The following is a 17,511-nucleotide window of genomic DNA, read 5'->3' on the forward strand; positions in this document are numbered from 1 at the left end:
ATTCTACCTTCTACTTTCTTCTTACAAATTAAAATATATACGAGGTTTATTATACAATAATTATTAAGTTTATTCAGCTTCTACAATAAAATAATGATTTATATTTTTGTACCAGTAAGTACTGCTAATATAATCCCTCCTACAAAGCTAAAGAATCCTAGTATAATTAACCAAGTGCATAGGAATAATAGTATAGTGGGTTTATTCTTATAGATTTGTATGGAGAACTGTGTATAATCAACGGCCTTTTTGCTCACCACTTTACCTAGAGCACCTGAAACTGTATCTAATAGAGATGGATCGTTCGTAAGTGATAAGGTATAGCTGCCAGCATTAGCACTAAAGGTGTATAATTCTATTCTAGAGTTTGTAAAGCCATTTACCCTAGTTCTCATGATGGATGGCATTATAGAAATACGCTTTCCTGTCTGTTCATTAACGATAGCAAAACCAAATTCCCCAATAGGTGCTTTAGTAAACATTTTGCCACTAAGCCAAATACCATATGTCCCACTTTCATCTAGCTGAAAGTTGCCCTCTTTATTCACATAGGGCATTTCAAACAACATCTTAGATTTAGCAAAGCGAAGTGTGTATTTAATGCCATTGTACAAAAGAAAAAGCCCTAATGGTATCAATAGGTAAGGTAGGTATTCTATGTATTGCATATATTCCATGTGTTCCATGTCTCTCTCCTTTTAACACAATACAACATAATTCTAGTAAGTCTCCCTTAACTAGAGTTCTAGATGGCACTAGGAATCTAAGGGGACTAGTACATATAGATACACTATATCATATTTTTACGATACAAAAAAGGACCCTCATTAGAGAGCCCTTAGTGTATTATATTATGTTATTAAGCGTTTTTAGCTACTTCAACAAGTTTAGCGAATGCTACTGCATCGTTAACTGCCAAGTCAGCCAACATTTTACGGTTAACTTCAACGCCTGCTTTAGTCAAACCAGCGATGAAACGGCTGTAAGTTGTGCCATTGATGCGAGCCGCTGCGTTGATACGAGCGATCCACAATTGACGGAATTCGCGTTTTTTCGCACGACGGTCACGACGAGCGTAGTACAACGCTTTCATTACTGTTTCGTTAGCTTTTTTGAACAAACGGGAACGTGTACCGCGGTAACCTTTAGCTAATTTTAAAATCTTTTTATGACGTGCATGAGCTGTAACGCCCTTTTTCACTCTTGCCATTGTATATTCCTCCTAAATTACGATGTTGTCGATTTAATAATTAACGATTAAGCGTATGGTAAGCATTTAGCTACGCGTTTGTGGTCAGCTTTTGCAACCAATGTAGCTTTACGTAAATTACGTTTACGAGCTGGAGATTTTTTCTCAAGAATGTGGCTTTTGAAAGCTTTTGCACGCTTGAATTCACCAGTACCAGTTACTGCGAAACGTTTAGCCGCTGCGCGACGAGTTTTAATTTTTGGCATAATTATAATCCTCCCAAAACATTATTTACTTACTAAAATCATGGTCATGTTACGACCTTCTAATTTAGCTGCTTTTTCAATAGACGCTGTTTCTTTGAGTTCTTCAGCGAAACGTGTCAACACTGCCATGCCTAATTCAGGATGTGAAAGTTCACGACCGCGGAACATGATAGTTACCTTTACTTTGTTACCTTCACCCAAGAATTTGGATGCGTTTTTCATTTTTACGTAAAAGTCATGGTCTTCAATATGTGGACGTAACTTAACTTCTTTTAAAGTTACGGTTTTTTGTTTCTTTTTCGCTTCTTTCTCGCGTTTTTGTTGTTCATAACGATATTTACCGTAGTTCATAATACGAGCTACCGGTGGTTTAGCGTTAGGTGCAATTTCCACAAGATCAAGATGCTTTTCTTCAGCCAATGCCAACGCCTCACGGCCAGACATGATACCGATTTGTTCGTTTTCAGGACCTACTACACGAAGTTCACGAGCACGAATCTCTTCATTAATGCGTGGTGTATCCTTGCTAATAGCGTTCACCTCCAAGAGAATAAAAAAAACGGATGGCAAACACCATCCGAATAGAGTTCTCTATATTAACCTTATACTTCGTGGTATTAGGTGAGTGGCGGATGGCCTCTGCTTCATAAATTACTTAATTATAATAACAAATAGAATTGTGAAAGTCAAGAACAATCTTAATAACTTTCAGCAAAACTATATATTTTTATAACTACTGTAGTATAACAAAAATTCTTGTCCTTGTACACTCTTTATTATATCGACAAATTTATATATATCATTATATAATAATAGTAGTTATAAATTATTTTTATGTTATTATTCTTTGTATTTATAGTATATTCTAAGGAGGTTTTATTATGAGTGCAACAAATAGTACTCTCCCACCTAAAGCACCATCTAATCAAGCCCCTCAAAAGGCTCGCACAACGGTGCAAAATATAGGTCTTATTCTTGCCTTTATCGTACTAGGCGCTATTTTATTAGTACCAACACCTGAAACATTATCTACAGGTGGTCATCGCATGATTGGAGTCCTCGCATTCGCCATCATCTTGTGGATGACGTCGGCTGTATCCTATCCTGTAAGTGCGACCATGATTACAGCACTCACAGCATTGCTATTAGGTTTCTCACCAAATCCAGAGGCACCAGCCAAAGCAATGGGCACAGCTAATGCTTTGAAATTGATTATTTCGGGTTATTCGTCCCCTGCCATGATCCTCGTTGGTGCGGCTATGTTTATCTCTGTAGCTATGCGTAAAACGGGACTTGATCGCCGCATTGCGATGCTTGTATTATCTAGCGTAGGCACTAAGGTGAGCCGCATTTATTTAGGCGTTATTATCACTGGTCTCATCCTCGCCTTCTTCGTACCGAGTGCCACAGCACGTATCGCCTGCTTAGCCCCGATTATTATTGGTATTGTTGAGAACTTAGGTATTGAACGTAAAAGCCGCGTTGCGGCCCTCCTTATGGTAGGTGCTGTACAAGCAGATACGTTCTGGAACATCATGATTCAAACAGCGGCAGCTCAAAACCTTGTAGCGGTAGGGTTCATGCAAACCCAAATGAAAGGCGCCGTAAGCTGGATTGACTGGCTCATGGCAGCGGCTCCATTCTCCATCATTATGGTTATTATTACGTACTTCTTAACACAAGCTTTCATTAAACCAGAATTCAAGGAACTCATTGGCGGTGATGTACAGCTCGCTAAGATGCGCCAAGAAATCGGGCCTATGAGCACTGATGAAAAAAAACTATTATGTATCTCCATTATGCTCCTTGCTTTATGGGCAACAGGTGGTAAATTACATTCCATCGATACTACAACTACAACAATTGTAGCTGTCGCATTATTCTTCCTTCCTAAAATAGGGATTATGGACTGGAAATTTGCTCAACCAAATATCGATTGGGGTTCCATCGTTATGTTTGGTGCTGGTATTGGTCTTGGCTCCGTATTACTAAAAACAAAAGCAGCTACTTGGCTCGCTCAAGTATTCGTGAATGCATTCTCCCTTGAAACAGCCAGCGTATTCTTATTAATTGCGGTTATGGCTGCATTCCTTATTCTAATTCACCTAGGCTTTGCATCTGCTACAGCCCTCTCCTCTGCTATGATTCCAATCGTTATTTCTATCGTTATGGGACATAACGCAGAAGGCCTTAACCCATTAGGCGTAACAATGCTCATGCAATACGCCATCTGCTTTGGCCTAGTACTACCTGTAAACTCACCACAAGGTATGGTGGCTTACGGTACAGACACATTCGACGTAAAAACATTTATGACTACTGGTATTCCATTGACTATTATTGGCTATGTAATGATGCTCGTATTTGCTCTTACATATTGGCACTGGATTGGAATCGCATAATACTATACTTTCATAACAATCATATATAAACCAAAAGGCTCTGTCAGAAGACAGAGCCTTTTCGATATTCACTATATTATTCTAATTCCTTACCTTTAAGTTCAGGGATTAAGAATAGGGTTGCAAGAATATCAAGTACGTAGATAATAGCTAGGAATGCAATTGCTACTTGGAAGGAGTACATAGAGATAATCATGCCTACTACCATTGGGCTAAAACCACCTACAGCACGACCGATATTAAATAGTACGTTTTGAGCCGTTGCACGAGCAGTTGTTGGGTAGGCTTCTGCCATCAAGGCACCGTAGCCACCCATCATACCATTTACAGAGGCGCCTAAAATAGCACCGGCAAATAGCATGGCAGTTGGATCAGATAGTTGAGAATAGATTAAAATAGATGCTACAGCACAGACTTGGAATAGGATGAATGTAGGTTTACGACCTATTTTATCAGCTAAGCGACCAAATAACCAAATACCTACCATCATGCCACAAACAGTAACCGCTGTCCACAAACCGGATTTTGTAAGAGAGAAGCCTAATTGCTTACTTAAGAAATTAGGTAACCAAATCATAATACCGTAATACCCAAAGTTTTGAACAGATGTTAAAATAGCAACACCAATAGATGTCTTTGTAGTTCTTACATCTTTTACTAATAACTTGAAAGAGTTTGTATGTGAATGCTCTTTATCTTCTTTACTTTGTACAAAGATTTCTGGTTCATGTAGTTTCGCACGGAATACCCAAGCAACTAGTGCTGGAATAATGCCAACCATAAACATACCACGCCATCCAATGATAGGAATGAGTAATGGTGTTAACAAGGCAGCAGCCAACACGCCTAATTGCCAACCAAGAGCAACATAGCTTGTCGCTTTTGCACGATGTTGTGCAGGCCAAGCTTCAGCAGCGAGTGCCATACCAATACCAAATTCACCACCTAAACCAATACCGGCTATTGTACGGTAAATTAGAAGATCCCAATACCCTTGAGCAAAAGCACAGAGACCAGTAAATACTGCAAATAGCACGATAGTCCAAGTCAATACGCGAACGCGACCAAATTTATCTGACAAAGTACCGAAGATGAAACCACCAAGTACGGCACCAACCAAGGTCCACGTCACCAAAGAACCTGCTTGACCAGTGGTCAAGCCTAAATCTCCAGAAATCAAGGTTAGCATAAAACCTAAAATCAAGAGATCAAAACCATCCATGGCATAACCAACGGAAGAACTAACGACGGCTTTCCAGCCATATGAATTTACTTCTTTCATAGCATTTCCTTTCGCTACTCACAGGTAACAATTAAAGAGATAGCCCCCACTATACAAATGACTAACTCCTAGACTTAAGTCTAATGAAAGGCTTTAGTATATGGGGGCTAAATTTATATCTGTTTATTTTGATGCATATAAGAAATTAGATCATAACAATTTCAAACATGACAACTCATCCATCAATAATATTGATGGATGAGTCATAATAGTCAATTAGTTGCGTTCTTTGATTTCAATTTTAATAGCATTGAAGAATTCTTCGAATGGTACGGAACCTAATTCGTCACCGCCGTGTTTACGAACGTTAACAGTGCCTTCTTCAACTTCTTTATCGCCTACCACAAGCATGTATGGAACTTTTGCCATTTGTGCTTGACGGATTTTGTAGCCAATTTTTTCGCTACGATCATCCACTTCTACACGTACATAGTCGCGATGCATTTGTTTTGCCAGTTCTTTAGCATATTCAACATGTTTTTCAGAGATAGGCAAGATTTTAACTTGTACAGGAGCCATCCAAGTTGGGAATGCACCTGCATAATGTTCAGTCAAGATACCAATGAAACGTTCCATGGAGCCGAAGCATGCACGGTGAATCATGATAGGGCGGTGTTTTTGACCATCTTCGCCAACGTATTCAATTTGGAAACGTTCAGGCAAGTTCATATCTAATTGAATAGTACCACATTGCCATGTACGGCCCAAGGAGTCTTCGATATGGTAATCAAGTTTAGGACCATAGAAAGCGCCATCGCCAGGGTTAATTACGTAAGGAATACCTTTGGCTTCAATCGCATTACGCAATGCTTCTGTAGCGGCTTCCCAAATTGCATCATCACCCATTGCATTGTCTGGTTTAGTGGACAATTCAACATGGTATTTTAAACCAAATTGGCTGTAAATCCGGTCAAACAATTCGATGACTTTCATCAATTCAGATTGCATTTGATCTGGCAACATGAATACGTGAGCATCGTCTTGAGTAAAGGCACGTACGCGGAACAAGCCGTGTAATGCACCGGATAATTCATGACGGTGAACTAAACCAAGTTCAGCATAACGCAACGGGAAGTCGCGGTAGGAATGCATTTCATTTTGGTACACCAAGATACCGCCTGGGCAGTTCATTGGCTTAATTGCATATTCTTCTTCGTCGATGATTGTAGTATACATATTTTCACGGTAATGGAACCAGTGACCAGATGTTTCCCACAATTGTTTATTTAAGATGATTGGTGTACGAATTTCTTCATAGTCAAATTCATGATGAACTTCACGCCAGAAGTTTTCCAATTCGTTGCGAAGAGCCATACCTTTTGGTAAGAAGAATGGGAAGCCAGGACCTTCTTCTTTGATAACGAACAAGCCAAGTTCTTTACCAAGTTTGCGATGGTCGCGTTTAGCCGCTTCTTCAAGCATGTGAAGGTATGCATCAAGTTCTTCTTTTTTCTCGAATGCTGTACCGTAAATACGTTGCAACATTTTGTTCTTTTCATCGCCGCGCCAGTATGCACCTGCAATGCTTTGTAATTTGAAAGCTTTTACCTTACCAGTAGATGCCACGTGAGGACCTGCACAAAGATCGATGAAGTCGCCTTGCGCATAGCAAGAGATAACAGCATCTTCAGGAAGATCTTCAATTAATTCTACCTTGTAGTCTTCGTTTTTAGATTTGAAGAACTCAATAGCTTCTTGACGAGACATTACGGATTTAGTGATAGGCAAGTTTTCTTTTACAATACGGCTCATTTCCTTTTCGATTTTGCCTAAATCTTCAGGAGTTAAAGTATGTTCCATATCGATATCATAGTAGAAACCTTTATCGATAGCAGGACCGATAGCCAATTTAGCTTCAGGCCATAAGCGTTTAACCGCTTGTGCCAAGATATGAGAAGCTGTATGGCGCAAAGTATGTTTGCCACCATCTTCTTCGAATGTTAAGAACGCTACTTCAGAACCATCTACGAGTTCTTCGCGAAGGTCTGTTAATTCGCCATTTACATTAGCAGCTAGTACTTTTTTAGCCAAGCTGTTAGATAGTTGTTTTACTGCTTCCCCAAGAGTAGTGCCGGCAGCGTATTCCTTTGCACTACCATCAGGTAAAATGATTTTTACATCTGCCATTTTTCTTTCCTCCAATTTATAAACTAGGATAGTCGGTTTTAGGTAATAAAAAAAGACCCTCTATCCCTACAAAACAAGGGACGAAGATCATTCGCGGTTCCACCCTAGTTAACTACCTATACGAATATATATGTATAGTAATTCACTTCATTAAGCCCGATAACGGTGGCGGCCGTATTTGCCTACTTAGGTTCGACAAATCAGTTTAAAGGGGGTAACTCTGATATATGTGTAAGGCATTTCCAGCATCTGCCTCTCTCTGGTACACAGGGATATGAGAATCATGTCCTTTGCATCACTTTTACTCAATCATCTTATCATAGACATTAAAAAATTTCAACTATACAATAAAATCACAACAGGCCTGTACTATCTTGAAAGAGCACCATATCAGCGCACCTTCAAATGTATTACAGGCCTGTAGTATTTCTGGAGAGTGTTAAAAAATCCCACCCTCTGCGTCCAACTTTAGTTTACCACTTCATTATTTTCTTTCAAAATGAGCGGACAACATGGATCCAATCACTTTTTCAATTTTAGCATTTGTAATGTCTGGGCCTTTGAACAAGATTAACATTACATCGTCAGAGTTGTCTTGCTTAGATACCATCAATACGCCGCTACCACGAGCACCATTATCATCGTAGTCTTTTGCAACGATAACCATATTGAGGTAATGATCTTTCATGTATGTGTATACCTTGCTTTGTTTAGCAGAGTTTCCAATGCTGCTAGCCATACCCATGGCACGATTAAATACGATTGTATTTGCATTGTGTGGATTGTTGCGAAGTTGTTGTTTTTCTTCGTCATTAAGTGGCAATAGGTTCACCATCAAGGATTCACCCATGCGGCCACGGAGCATAGCGGGCATTGTTTCACGCACATCGGCCGGAATATCGGTGCTAGGATTCAACTTTAATTCTTTAGGAACAGTCATGTACAATGTGCCTTTGCTATTTTCACCTAACACAGTCTTACTGTTATCGATAGCACCCATTGTAAAAGTATCTTTAATGATTTCCATTTGTACACCCAATGGTTTTTCAGGTACGCCACGGCTAGCCACTTGGATGTCACCAGATTTTGTTTTCTTAATGGTTTCTACGGACCAAGCTGCACCTGGTTTACCTTCATCACTAGGAGAGGTCAAAGCAGCAGGCACTTCTTTAGCACCTGTGAACACATAGGTTTGGGCTGGTACGATTGTATCAGGCGCACCTGCTTTGTTGAATACAGCACCATATAATACATTTGGCACTACAGCAGAACCAATTCGTAAGTTATTGTTTTCTTGGCTTTCAACATCAAAATTGATATTGCCCGCAAAGGTTACGTCTGGATTATGGTTAATAATAACAACAGTGCCTGGTTGTGGAATCATAACAGGACCAGTTGGCGCTGCAAAAGCAGCTGTTGCCATGGATGCCCCAAGAGCAGTTAATACCAATGCGCGTTTTAATACATTACATTTCATTATTATTCTCCTAGATTCGGATAATTCTCTACGCTACGTTTAGCATACTAAAGTAACTATAGGCAGGCTCGATAGAATATCAATAGCCAGTTCTCGTGTGTCAGGTGTACATCTAAGCATACAGCGTCCAGCTGTATCGACAGTAGTCATGACACCTACATATTCATAGCCTTCTAAGATTCGATTGACATAATTTGTATGTTTCGGATCGATGTGAAAGTACAAATAGGATTCCTCCCCTGTCCCTGTATAAACAGTTGGTTCTGGAAAGCCTTGTAACGAGCGAGATGCTACTAAAGGCACTTCATTAGAAGTTCTATAGGCCTCTTCATTACAAGCGGTCATATCAATGGTATGTGACTCCACCATATTAGTCTTCTTTCACCTTGCACTCGCGGCGCATCATGGAATACGGTTCTAATTTTGTATCCATGTACAAGCGAACCTTCATTTGTGCATGAGGTGCTACGTCGATAGGATTACCATCTTCGTCTGTCATTTTTTCAATAACCGCTTCTATAAGGTCACCCTTAGGTTGGCAGAATTCTACCTTATCACCAACCTTAAAGTTATTACGTTGTTCAAGGTCAACATATTTTTCTTCGTCGTTATAACCAAGAACTAGACCAATGAAGTCATGTGTTTGGGTATTCGTAGATTTGCCGTAGTTTTGAGCACTTTCATCAGGACGGCCATCAGCAAAACCATCTGTGTAAGGACGATGAGAAATTTTTTCTAACTCAGCAATCCATTCAGGACGAACGTACCAATTTTCACGCTCTTTCAAGTATGTATCGATAGCCGTGCGGTATACCTTAGCCACCGTTGCACAATAGTGAACAGATTTCATACGGCCCTCTACCTTAAGACTATCGATGCCTGCTTCGTATAATTCAGGAATGCGATGGATGAGGCACAAATCTTTGGAGTTAAAGATGTATGTACCATGTTCATCTTCCTCGATTGGATAGTATTCACCAGGACGATTGGATTCTACAATACTATATTTCCAGCGGCAAGATTGAGAACATTGACCGCGGTTAGCATCGCGTGTACCTGTCATATAGTTAGACAAAAGGCAACGACCAGAGTAAGAAATACACATAGAGCCATGTACGAAAGATTCGATTTCAATGTCTACATTCTTCTTCATCTCTTTAAGGTCTGCTACAGATACTTCACGAGCTGCTACAACGCGTGCTGCACCAAGCTCCTTCCACATTTGTACCGTATGCCAGTTCGTAGTAGATGCTTGTGTACTTACATGAAGCTCAAGACCTGGAGCCACTCGTTTAGCCAAGCTAAAGATACCCATGTCAGCCACAATAATCGCGTCTACACCGATACTTTCAAGAAACTTCAAATAATCCTCAAGGCCCTCAAAATCTTCATTATGAGGGATGATATTACATGTAACATGGATTTTTTTACCATGTTCATGCACAAATTGAACGGCCTCCTTCAATTCTTCGTCGGAAAAATTGGAGTTACCAGCGCGCAAGCCAAATCGTTTACCTGCACAATAAACGGCATCCGCACCATAGCGAATGGCCATTTTTAGCTTGTCCATATTACCTGCCGGACAAAGTAATTCCATAAAATGATCTGCCATTATTTGTTGTGTCCTTTCCACACACTCACACTCATACCATCCCCCATAGGGTAAATGGTGGTGTTAAATAATTCTTTATTTTCTACATATGCCAAATATGATTGTAATCGTTTAACAATCGTTTTAAAGCGATGTGGAGCCTCTTTATCGCCTCGTACATAACCTCTAAACAGAACATTATCTGCGAGGATGACGCCCCCTTCTTTCACATGAGGTAAAATCACCTCTAGTTGACTTAGGTATTGCCCCTTAGGACCATCTAAAAACACGAGATCGTATTCCCCTTTAATCTTAGTTAATACGTCCTTCGCATCCCCCTTAATCAATGTGATTTGATCCTTATAATCAGATTGACCGATATAATATTTCGCCATTTCGTAACGTACCTCATCAAGTTCGATAGACGTAATCCGTCCGCCTTGCTCAATAAGGGGTGCCATCAGTAATGTTGAGTAACCAATGGCGGTGCCCACCTCCAACACAGAGGTGGGCCTGTATAATCCAACCAATTCTTCAAATAAATGCACCTCAGATTCCCGAAGGATGGGCACATTATTAATCATCGCGTAAATACGCTGCTCATTTAGTATTTCATTTAATTCCATAAAATATATTATAAATTCCTAGTACATATATAACTGTGAAAGTAATCATATACGCGCAAAAGGCTGCACGTATATGACATAAGAATTAATGTAATGATATAGATACACTATCTATCAACACCGCCCTGTGTATTACCTGTACTTGGTAACGTTTGTGTGCTAGGGGTTGTACTAGGTCTCACAATACGAGGTTCCTCTACTGCTGGCGCAGATTGAACAGGTACAGATTGTTGAGGTACTACCTGTTGCATACTAGGTGGTATTTGACTATCTGTAGATGTTGTCGCCGGTTGTTGTTCTGGTGTAGGAACGGCAGCTGGCGTAGGTGTTACTTGTGTTGTTGACGGTACTGTAGATGGTTTATATGTATTTGTTGGTTCTACATCAACATATTTAGCATCCGCCTCTACAGCCTCTACAGGGCTATAGTTATAGTCTGGCTCAGACGTAGCCGCCACGTCATAGTTAGGCCCAGCCTGTGCCAATACAGGAGCTTGTCCTTGATCAGAGGATGATGTAGTAGCTTGATCCCCACCATAGATTTTTTCAATAGCTGCTAGATGTTCAGCATAAGTCTTGGAAAAGTGATTATGCCCTTCCTTGTCAGCTACAAAGTATAGATACTCCGTATTTTCAGAGTACAATACCGCATCTAAGGATTTTTTACCAGGATTTGCAATAGGTCCTGGCGGTAAACCTTTACTTACATATGTATTATAAGGACTTTGTAATTGCGTATCGCCAATCGATACATTTTCTTTTGCATAACCAAGTACATAAGAGATTGTTGCATCAGACTGTAATGGAATGCCGTGGGCTAAACGCTTTTTAAAGACCCCTGCAATAGTTGGGCGATCTGCATCAAATAAAGATTCACGTTCAACGATAGATGCCAAGGTTACAAAGTCATGAATACTCATGTGTTGCGCTTGAATTTGCTTTTTTACAGCTGGCGTTAAATAGCGATTCATTTCATCAGCCATCATCATAATGACATCTTTCGCCGTAGCACCTACAGGAATCTCATAAGTGCTTGGGAATAAGAATCCTTCTACAGGATATGTTGTCGGTTTAGTGCCTTTCATATAAGGGTAAGGAGTAAAGGTTTTTGCCTCTGCTAAGAATTCGGAAGCCTTCATAATTTGGGCTTTTTCTAGAGCGATAGCAATATCCCCTACTGTATAGCCTTCTGGAATTGTCAATTTAATAGACTCTACATGGCCTTCTTGTAATAAGTTTATTAATTCATGGACAGATACCTTATTTGGAATCTGATAATGACCAGATTGCAATTTTGAACCTGTCCCACTAAGAGCTAACCATAATTTAAAGACCTGTGTAGAACGAATAAGCCCATGTTCATAGAGCATATCGGCAATTTCTGTTCCTGTTGCATTCTTGCCTATCACTAGGACTTGCGAGCCACCATCATTAGAAAATGTGTTAGGTACGAAATAAGTTGCACCTAAGGCACCTCCACCTAAAATGGCAAGGCTAAGAATACCTACGGAAACATATTTTAAGGCTTTTCTCATGGATGAGTTCCTTTCTATTACAAACTATTGTAAATCATCTTATTATACCATATTAAAGCCTTTCGATGTATCTATTCTTTTACATAAAAAAGCCCTGATATAACATTTGCTATATCAGGGCCTTAGTATTATTCTTCTTCACCCATTGATTCGTATAGGTTTACTAATGCTTCGAAGTTTTCATCATCTTCATCTAAAGGAACGTATTCTTCTACGCCTTCATCATTTGTTTCGATGCGAGCCAAAATCATATATGTATCATCTTGACCTTCATGTTCTTCATCTTGTACATGAACGAGTACAGCGTATTCTTGACCTTCGTGATTTAAGATAACATCTTCAGTGAAATATTGTTTGTTACCATCTTCATCTTCAAATTCAAGATAGAAAATTTCGCCTTCATAATTTTGATCAACCATGGGAATTCCCTCCTTTATAGTTTATACACAAGGACTTTTTGTGTTCGTTACAATTAGGATTTACTAAATTGTAATCGGTCCAAATAGCCTTGTAAAATAACGACAGCTGCCATCTTGTCGATAACGTCCTTCCGTTTTTTACGGCTCACATCGGCTGCGATGAGCTGGCGTTCTGCCATTACGGTAGATAAACGTTCATCCCAAAAGGTAATCGGTAAATCGATGACCTCTTTCATTTTTTCAACAAATTCCTCGGTCTTTTCAGCTCGTTCACCTTTTGTGCCATTCATGTTTTTAGGCATGCCTACAACAAGTTCATGCACTTCGTATTCTGAAATCAATTCGCTTAGTCGCTTAAAATCATTTTCTAAGGATGTACGGCGAATCGTTTCAATGCCTTGTGCAGTCATCAACAATGCGTCGCTACATGCGATACCAATGGTACGACTGCCCACATCTAATGCCATAATTCTCATTATAGTTGTTTAGCCTTTGCGTATTCTTTTAATAATTCTTCGATTAAATCATCCCGCTCTAAACGGCGAATATCACTACGCGCATTATTATAGCTTGTAATGTACGCTGGATCCCCAGAGATTAAATAGCCTAAGATTTGATTAATTGGATTATATCCTTTTTCTTGAATAGATTTATAAACGCGAGTCAACACCTCTTCGGCCGTCATCGGTTCATCGTCTACTTTACGGAATAACATAGTTTCATCTGAAACGTTCATGGGTATCCCTCCTTGGTATGAATGGGCCACTATAGTGACCCTCATATGTATATTCGTGTATCTATTATAGCATATACTGCTATTATACCCCATTATTTATGCGTTAAGAGCTTCCTTAACAGCATCACCAGCCGCTTTTAAAGCATCCATCAATTTAGCTGGTTCTTTACCACCTGCTTGTGCCATATCTGGACGGCCGCCGCCATTACCACCAGCTACTTGAGCTGCCGCTTTAACGATATTACCTGCTTTTACGCCTTTACCGACAACATCTTTGGAAACTTTACATACAAAGTTTACCTTGTCATCGCCCATAGCAGCACCTACTAGGACTACGCCAGAACCGTCCAATTTATCGAGGCCCATATCTGCAAAGTCACGCAATTCATCGATAGAAGACGCTTTCACAGAAGCAGCAACAAATGCCACATCACCAATCATAACCTTACCAGCTACGATATCAGCAGCACCAGCAGCAGAGATTTCCTTGCGGATTTGGTCTAATTCTTTAGCTGTTTCTTTAGCATCTGCCAATACTTGGTGTAAACGTTCTTCTACTTGAGGCGCTTTCGTTTTAAGTTCCCCTGCCATGCGTTCGATAGTCAAGCGATCTTGTTTAGCTGCATCTAGAGCTGCACGGCCAGTGATAGCTTCGATACGGCGTACGCCAGAACCGATGCCAGCTTCAGATGTTAAGCGGAAGGAACCAACGAATGCTGTATTACCTACGTGAGAACCACCGCACAATTCAACAGAGAAACCTGGAACCTCTACTACGCGAACTACATCACCGTATTTATCGCCAAAGAGTGCCATAGCACCTTTTGCTTTTGCTTCGTCCATGGACATTTCAGCAATCGCAAGGTCAGTTGCTTTAAGGATTTCTTCATTTACAAGGGCTTCGATTTGATTAAGTTCCTCTTGTGTTACAGGGGAGAAATGAGTGAAGTCAAAACGCAAGTAATCTGGAGTTACTAAGGAACCAGCTTGGTTTACATGGTCACCTAGAATTTGTTTGAGTGCAGCATGCAATAAATGTGTTGCTGTATGGTTACGAGCCATCGCAGAACGACGGTTTGTATCCACCTCTAGTTCTACATCATCACCTTCTGAGATAGAACCCTCTATAACAGTACCGATGTGGTATACAGTACCTTCTGGTAAACGTTTTGTATTATGAACCTCTACCTTGCCCATTGGACCAACGATAAAGCCAGTATCGCCTAATTGACCGCCCCCTTCTGCATGGAATGGAGTAGTGCGAACAATTACAGTAATTTCATCGCCATCAGCAGCTGTTTGTAAGCGTTCAGAACCTTTACCAATCATCAATACAGAGGATGCTTTAATAGCTTCATCTTCAAGAAGTTCTTCATCTTTTAAGAATGTAATATCTGGTGTTGCTACCTTTGCATCTTCTTTTACACGTGCTTCACGAGCGCGTTCACGTTGTTCTTTCATGGCAGCTTCAAAGCCTTCATGGTCGATTGTGAAACCACGTTCACCGGCGATTTCCTCTGTCAATTCCCAAGGGAATCCATATGTATCATATAATTTGAATACTTCAGAACCAGGAAGTACAGTCGCTTTTTCAGCAGCTAATGTATCGATTAAGGAATTCAACAACTCAAGACCTTGTTCCAATGTTTGGTTGAAACGTTCTTCTTCGTTTTGAACTACACGTTTTACAAAATCTTGTTTTTCTGCAATGGATTTAATGCCAGGGCCAAGGATTTCTACAACTACATCAACAAGCGGTGTTAAGAAGATACCGTCGATGCCAAGCAAACGACCATGACGCACGGCACGACGTAAGATACGGCGCAATACGTAGCCACGACCTTCATTGGATGGTAATACACCATCGGAAATCAATGCTGTTACAGCACGAGCATGGTCAGCGATAACCTTCAAAGATACATCTGTATTTGGGTTTTCGTTATATGTAACACCAGCACGTTTTGCGGTAGCTTCGATGATTGGATAAATCAAATCTGTTTCAAAGTTTGTTTTGCAGCCTTGCAATACAGAAGCCAATCGTTCAAGGCCAGCGCCTGTATCGATGTTTTTATGTTGCAATGGCTCATATGTGCCATCTGGCATTTTATTGAATTGCGTGAACACAAGATTCCAGATTTCAAGGTATCGATCGCAATCGCAGCCTGGTGCACAGTTAGGATCGTCACAGCCATGTTCAGGGCCTTGGTCGAAGAAAATTTCACTATCTGGACCACATGGACCTTCACCGATTTCCCAGAAGTTGTCTTCTAAGCGGGAAATGTGGCTTTCTTCTACGCCACAATCGTTATGCCATGTATCATATGCCTCTTGATCATCTGGATATACCGTAACATATAATCTGTTTTTGTCGAGCTTAATAACCTCTGTTAAGAACTCCCATGCCCAGTGAATCGCTTCTTTTTTAAAGTAATCACCAAAGGAGAAGTTACCAAGCATTTCAAAGAATGTATGGTGACGTGCTGTGCGACCTACATTTTCAAGATCACCAGTACGCATACTTTTTTGACTTGTTGTAATACGACGACAAGGAGGTACCAATTTACCTGTAAAGAAAGGCTTTAATGGCGCCATACCTGCCCCAATCAATAATAGAGACGGATCGTTTTCTGGGATAAGAGAAAAACTTTCTAATTTTAAATGTCCTTTGCTTTCAAAAAACTGCAAGTATGCTTGACGCAGTTCATTACCTTTCATGTGTATATTCCTCCTAAAATAATTTACTCTTAATTATAACGTAAAATACAGAGAAAATCTATTATAACCTCTATTTATCCTTATATAATTGACTATCATTAGCCATGAATATTCTTTACGATTATAGTTAAGATAGATATAGAGATACATATAGATAATTAGCAATATAACATACAGAAAAGAGGTTATACAAATCAACAAAACTTAATTGATTCGTATAACCCCTCTTATGGCTTATATAGTTCGCCAATGGATTCCATTGTGGGAATACCAGGATATTACATAACGCGTTTAGCGCCGATATAACGTTCACCCCAATAGCCTGTGTCAAGATCAGCAACTGCTACGCCACGACTGGATGTAGCACTGATAAATTGACCATTGCCGATGTAAATGCCGGAATGAGACGGACCTGGTTCATATGTTTCAAAGAATACAAGGTCCCCAGCCTTAAGGTTTGCACGAGATACAGATGTACCTACATTGTATTGCTCATCCGCTAGACGTGGTAAAGCAATGCCTTGTTTCGCGAATACGTATTTAACATAACCGGAGCAGTCGAAACCGCTAGGTGTAGTACCGCCAAACACATAAGGAACGCCACGATATTTGTCAGCTTCCGCTAAAATAGCGTGAATGTTGCTTGGTGTTTGCACCTTTTTCAAGTTATTCAATTTAACGTTTTGGCCTGCAAGACGTTTAGATTGTGCATTTTGATTTGTGAAAGCAGATTTTGTTGCTACTGCTTTTGTAGCTGCATTATTAGACAATACTGCCTTAGTTGTACGAGGAGCACCCATCAACGCATTGTACGTTGCTGGTCCAATAATACCATCTACAGGTAAACCACGATCTTGTTGGAACAGGCGTACAGCCCATTTTGTTTCCTTACCATACACACCATTTTTATCGGTTGCATTGTAACCGTGTTTAATTAATTGTTGTTGTACAGCAATTACGTTTTTACCTTTATCACCATATTGTAATGTTGTGGCACTTGCCATCGCAGTGGTAGCGCACACAAACGTTAATGTTAATGCCGCAATTTTACTCTTACTATATTTTGACTTCATATTCTGCCTTCCTATACTTTAAAGTGAGTTTATTTATTCAAAATATACTAACCGTCTCATTATTTGCATATCC

Annotated in this window: 17 protein-coding genes and 1 other annotated feature; of the genes, 1 reads left to right on the top strand and 16 read right to left on the bottom strand. The window is 40.1% G+C overall.

Going from position 1 to position 17,511, the window contains the following annotated elements:
- Positions 1 to 98: 98 nt before the first annotated feature.
- From VTHSUH11_RS02625 to infC, 4 genes are all read right to left on the bottom strand, one after another.
- The gene (locus VTHSUH11_RS02625) at positions 99 to 686 is read right to left on the bottom strand and encodes a hypothetical protein (RefSeq protein WP_244899971.1); all 588 of its coding nucleotides are present in this window, start codon (positions 684 to 686) and stop codon (positions 99 to 101) included.
- A 173-nt stretch (positions 687 to 859) separates the two neighbouring features.
- Entirely contained in the window at positions 860 to 1,210 is a 351-nt protein-coding gene (gene rplT / locus VTHSUH11_RS02630) for a 50S ribosomal protein L20 (protein ID WP_059363296.1), read from the bottom strand.
- 47 nt (positions 1,211 to 1,257) lie between these two features.
- Positions 1,258 to 1,455: a 50S ribosomal protein L35 gene (rpmI, locus tag VTHSUH11_RS02635; protein ID WP_004696338.1), complete on the bottom strand. Its 198-nt coding sequence runs from the start codon at positions 1,453 to 1,455 to the stop codon at positions 1,258 to 1,260.
- A 21-nt stretch (positions 1,456 to 1,476) separates the two neighbouring features.
- A complete protein-coding gene (infC, locus tag VTHSUH11_RS02640; protein ID WP_059363479.1) occupies positions 1,477 to 1,995 on the bottom strand; it encodes a translation initiation factor IF-3 in 519 nt (172 codons plus the stop codon).
- A gap of 341 nt (positions 1,996 to 2,336) precedes the next feature.
- Here infC and VTHSUH11_RS02645 point away from each other — a divergent pair, with 341 nt between their 5' ends.
- Complete coding sequence (locus tag VTHSUH11_RS02645) at positions 2,337 to 3,857, top strand: DASS family sodium-coupled anion symporter (RefSeq protein WP_105092559.1); 1,521 nt, start codon at positions 2,337 to 2,339, stop codon at positions 3,855 to 3,857.
- 76 nt (positions 3,858 to 3,933) lie between these two features.
- Here VTHSUH11_RS02645 and VTHSUH11_RS02650 read toward each other — a convergent pair whose 3' ends face one another.
- The 12 genes from VTHSUH11_RS02650 to VTHSUH11_RS02705 all read right to left on the bottom strand — a co-directional run bounded on the left by VTHSUH11_RS02650 (position 3,934) and on the right by VTHSUH11_RS02705 (position 17,438).
- Positions 3,934 to 5,139 (bottom strand): MFS transporter, encoded by a 1,206-nt coding sequence (locus VTHSUH11_RS02650; protein ID WP_059363305.1) that lies wholly within the window; start codon positions 5,137 to 5,139, stop codon positions 3,934 to 3,936.
- 216 nt (positions 5,140 to 5,355) lie between these two features.
- On the bottom strand, positions 5,356 to 7,266 hold the full coding sequence (gene thrS / locus VTHSUH11_RS02655; protein WP_105092560.1) for a threonine--tRNA ligase: 1,911 nt from the start codon (positions 7,264 to 7,266) through the stop codon (positions 5,356 to 5,358).
- Between the two features lie 73 nt (positions 7,267 to 7,339).
- Positions 7,340 to 7,571, bottom strand: a binding site (T-box leader).
- A 179-nt stretch (positions 7,572 to 7,750) separates the two neighbouring features.
- Complete coding sequence (locus VTHSUH11_RS02660; protein WP_059363309.1) at positions 7,751 to 8,743, bottom strand: hypothetical protein; 993 nt, start codon at positions 8,741 to 8,743, stop codon at positions 7,751 to 7,753.
- 39 nt (positions 8,744 to 8,782) lie between these two features.
- Complete coding sequence (locus tag VTHSUH11_RS02665; RefSeq protein ID WP_105092561.1) at positions 8,783 to 9,112, bottom strand: DUF4911 domain-containing protein; 330 nt, start codon at positions 9,110 to 9,112, stop codon at positions 8,783 to 8,785.
- A gap of 1 nt (position 9,113) precedes the next feature.
- Positions 9,114 to 10,355, bottom strand: a complete 1,242-nt coding sequence (locus VTHSUH11_RS02670) for a peptidase U32 family protein (protein ID WP_105092562.1) — start codon at positions 10,353 to 10,355, stop codon at positions 9,114 to 9,116.
- On the bottom strand, positions 10,355 to 10,960 hold the full coding sequence (locus VTHSUH11_RS02675; RefSeq protein ID WP_105092563.1) for an O-methyltransferase: 606 nt from the start codon (positions 10,958 to 10,960) through the stop codon (positions 10,355 to 10,357). Before VTHSUH11_RS02675 ends, VTHSUH11_RS02670 begins: the two co-directional genes overlap by 1 nt.
- A gap of 107 nt (positions 10,961 to 11,067) precedes the next feature.
- Positions 11,068 to 12,495, bottom strand: a complete 1,428-nt coding sequence (gene mltG, locus VTHSUH11_RS02680; protein ID WP_105092564.1) for an endolytic transglycosylase MltG — start codon at positions 12,493 to 12,495, stop codon at positions 11,068 to 11,070.
- 128 nt (positions 12,496 to 12,623) lie between these two features.
- Positions 12,624 to 12,914, bottom strand: coding sequence for a DUF1292 domain-containing protein (locus VTHSUH11_RS02685; protein WP_059363315.1), 291 nt, complete (start codon positions 12,912 to 12,914; stop codon positions 12,624 to 12,626).
- A 53-nt stretch (positions 12,915 to 12,967) separates the two neighbouring features.
- The gene (ruvX, locus tag VTHSUH11_RS02690) at positions 12,968 to 13,390 is read right to left on the bottom strand and encodes a Holliday junction resolvase RuvX (RefSeq protein WP_105092565.1); all 423 of its coding nucleotides are present in this window, start codon (positions 13,388 to 13,390) and stop codon (positions 12,968 to 12,970) included.
- Positions 13,390 to 13,650, bottom strand: a complete 261-nt coding sequence (locus tag VTHSUH11_RS02695; RefSeq protein WP_059363319.1) for an IreB family regulatory phosphoprotein — start codon at positions 13,648 to 13,650, stop codon at positions 13,390 to 13,392. Before VTHSUH11_RS02695 ends, ruvX begins: the two co-directional genes overlap by 1 nt.
- Positions 13,651 to 13,746: 96 nt before the next feature.
- Entirely contained in the window at positions 13,747 to 16,365 is a 2,619-nt protein-coding gene (gene alaS, locus VTHSUH11_RS02700; protein WP_105092566.1) for an alanine--tRNA ligase, read from the bottom strand.
- Positions 16,366 to 16,643: 278 nt separating this feature from the next.
- Positions 16,644 to 17,438: a C40 family peptidase gene (locus VTHSUH11_RS02705; protein ID WP_059363327.1), complete on the bottom strand. Its 795-nt coding sequence runs from the start codon at positions 17,436 to 17,438 to the stop codon at positions 16,644 to 16,646.
- Positions 17,439 to 17,511: the final 73 nt, after the last annotated feature.

Origin of the sequence: Veillonella tobetsuensis, from assembly GCF_002959935.1 — a bacterium.
Lineage (GTDB): Bacteria > Bacillota > Negativicutes > Veillonellales > Veillonellaceae > Veillonella > Veillonella tobetsuensis.

Coding starts and splice junctions, on each gene's coding strand:
- VTHSUH11_RS02625 (WP_244899971.1), bottom strand. CDS start 686: ATGGAACACATGGAATATATGCAATACATAGAATACCTACCTTACCTA.
- rplT (WP_059363296.1), bottom strand. CDS start 1,210: ATGGCAAGAGTGAAAAAGGGCGTTACAGCTCATGCACGTCATAAAAAG.
- rpmI (WP_004696338.1), bottom strand. CDS start 1,455: ATGCCAAAAATTAAAACTCGTCGCGCAGCGGCTAAACGTTTCGCAGTA.
- VTHSUH11_RS02645 (WP_105092559.1), top strand. CDS start 2,337: ATGAGTGCAACAAATAGTACTCTCCCACCTAAAGCACCATCTAATCAA.
- VTHSUH11_RS02650 (WP_059363305.1), bottom strand. CDS start 5,139: ATGAAAGAAGTAAATTCATATGGCTGGAAAGCCGTCGTTAGTTCTTCC.
- thrS (WP_105092560.1), bottom strand. CDS start 7,266: ATGGCAGATGTAAAAATCATTTTACCTGATGGTAGTGCAAAGGAATAC.
- VTHSUH11_RS02660 (WP_059363309.1), bottom strand. CDS start 8,743: ATGAAATGTAATGTATTAAAACGCGCATTGGTATTAACTGCTCTTGGG.
- VTHSUH11_RS02665 (WP_105092561.1), bottom strand. CDS start 9,112: ATGGTGGAGTCACATACCATTGATATGACCGCTTGTAATGAAGAGGCC.
- VTHSUH11_RS02670 (WP_105092562.1), bottom strand. CDS start 10,355: ATGGCAGATCATTTTATGGAATTACTTTGTCCGGCAGGTAATATGGAC.
- VTHSUH11_RS02675 (WP_105092563.1), bottom strand. CDS start 10,960: ATGGAATTAAATGAAATACTAAATGAGCAGCGTATTTACGCGATGATT.
- mltG (WP_105092564.1), bottom strand. CDS start 12,495: ATGAGAAAAGCCTTAAAATATGTTTCCGTAGGTATTCTTAGCCTTGCC.
- VTHSUH11_RS02685 (WP_059363315.1), bottom strand. CDS start 12,914: ATGGTTGATCAAAATTATGAAGGCGAAATTTTCTATCTTGAATTTGAA.
- ruvX (WP_105092565.1), bottom strand. CDS start 13,390: ATGAGAATTATGGCATTAGATGTGGGCAGTCGTACCATTGGTATCGCA.
- VTHSUH11_RS02695 (WP_059363319.1), bottom strand. CDS start 13,650: ATGAACGTTTCAGATGAAACTATGTTATTCCGTAAAGTAGACGATGAA.
- alaS (WP_105092566.1), bottom strand. CDS start 16,365: ATGAAAGGTAATGAACTGCGTCAAGCATACTTGCAGTTTTTTGAAAGC.
- VTHSUH11_RS02705 (WP_059363327.1), bottom strand. CDS start 17,438: ATGAAGTCAAAATATAGTAAGAGTAAAATTGCGGCATTAACATTAACG.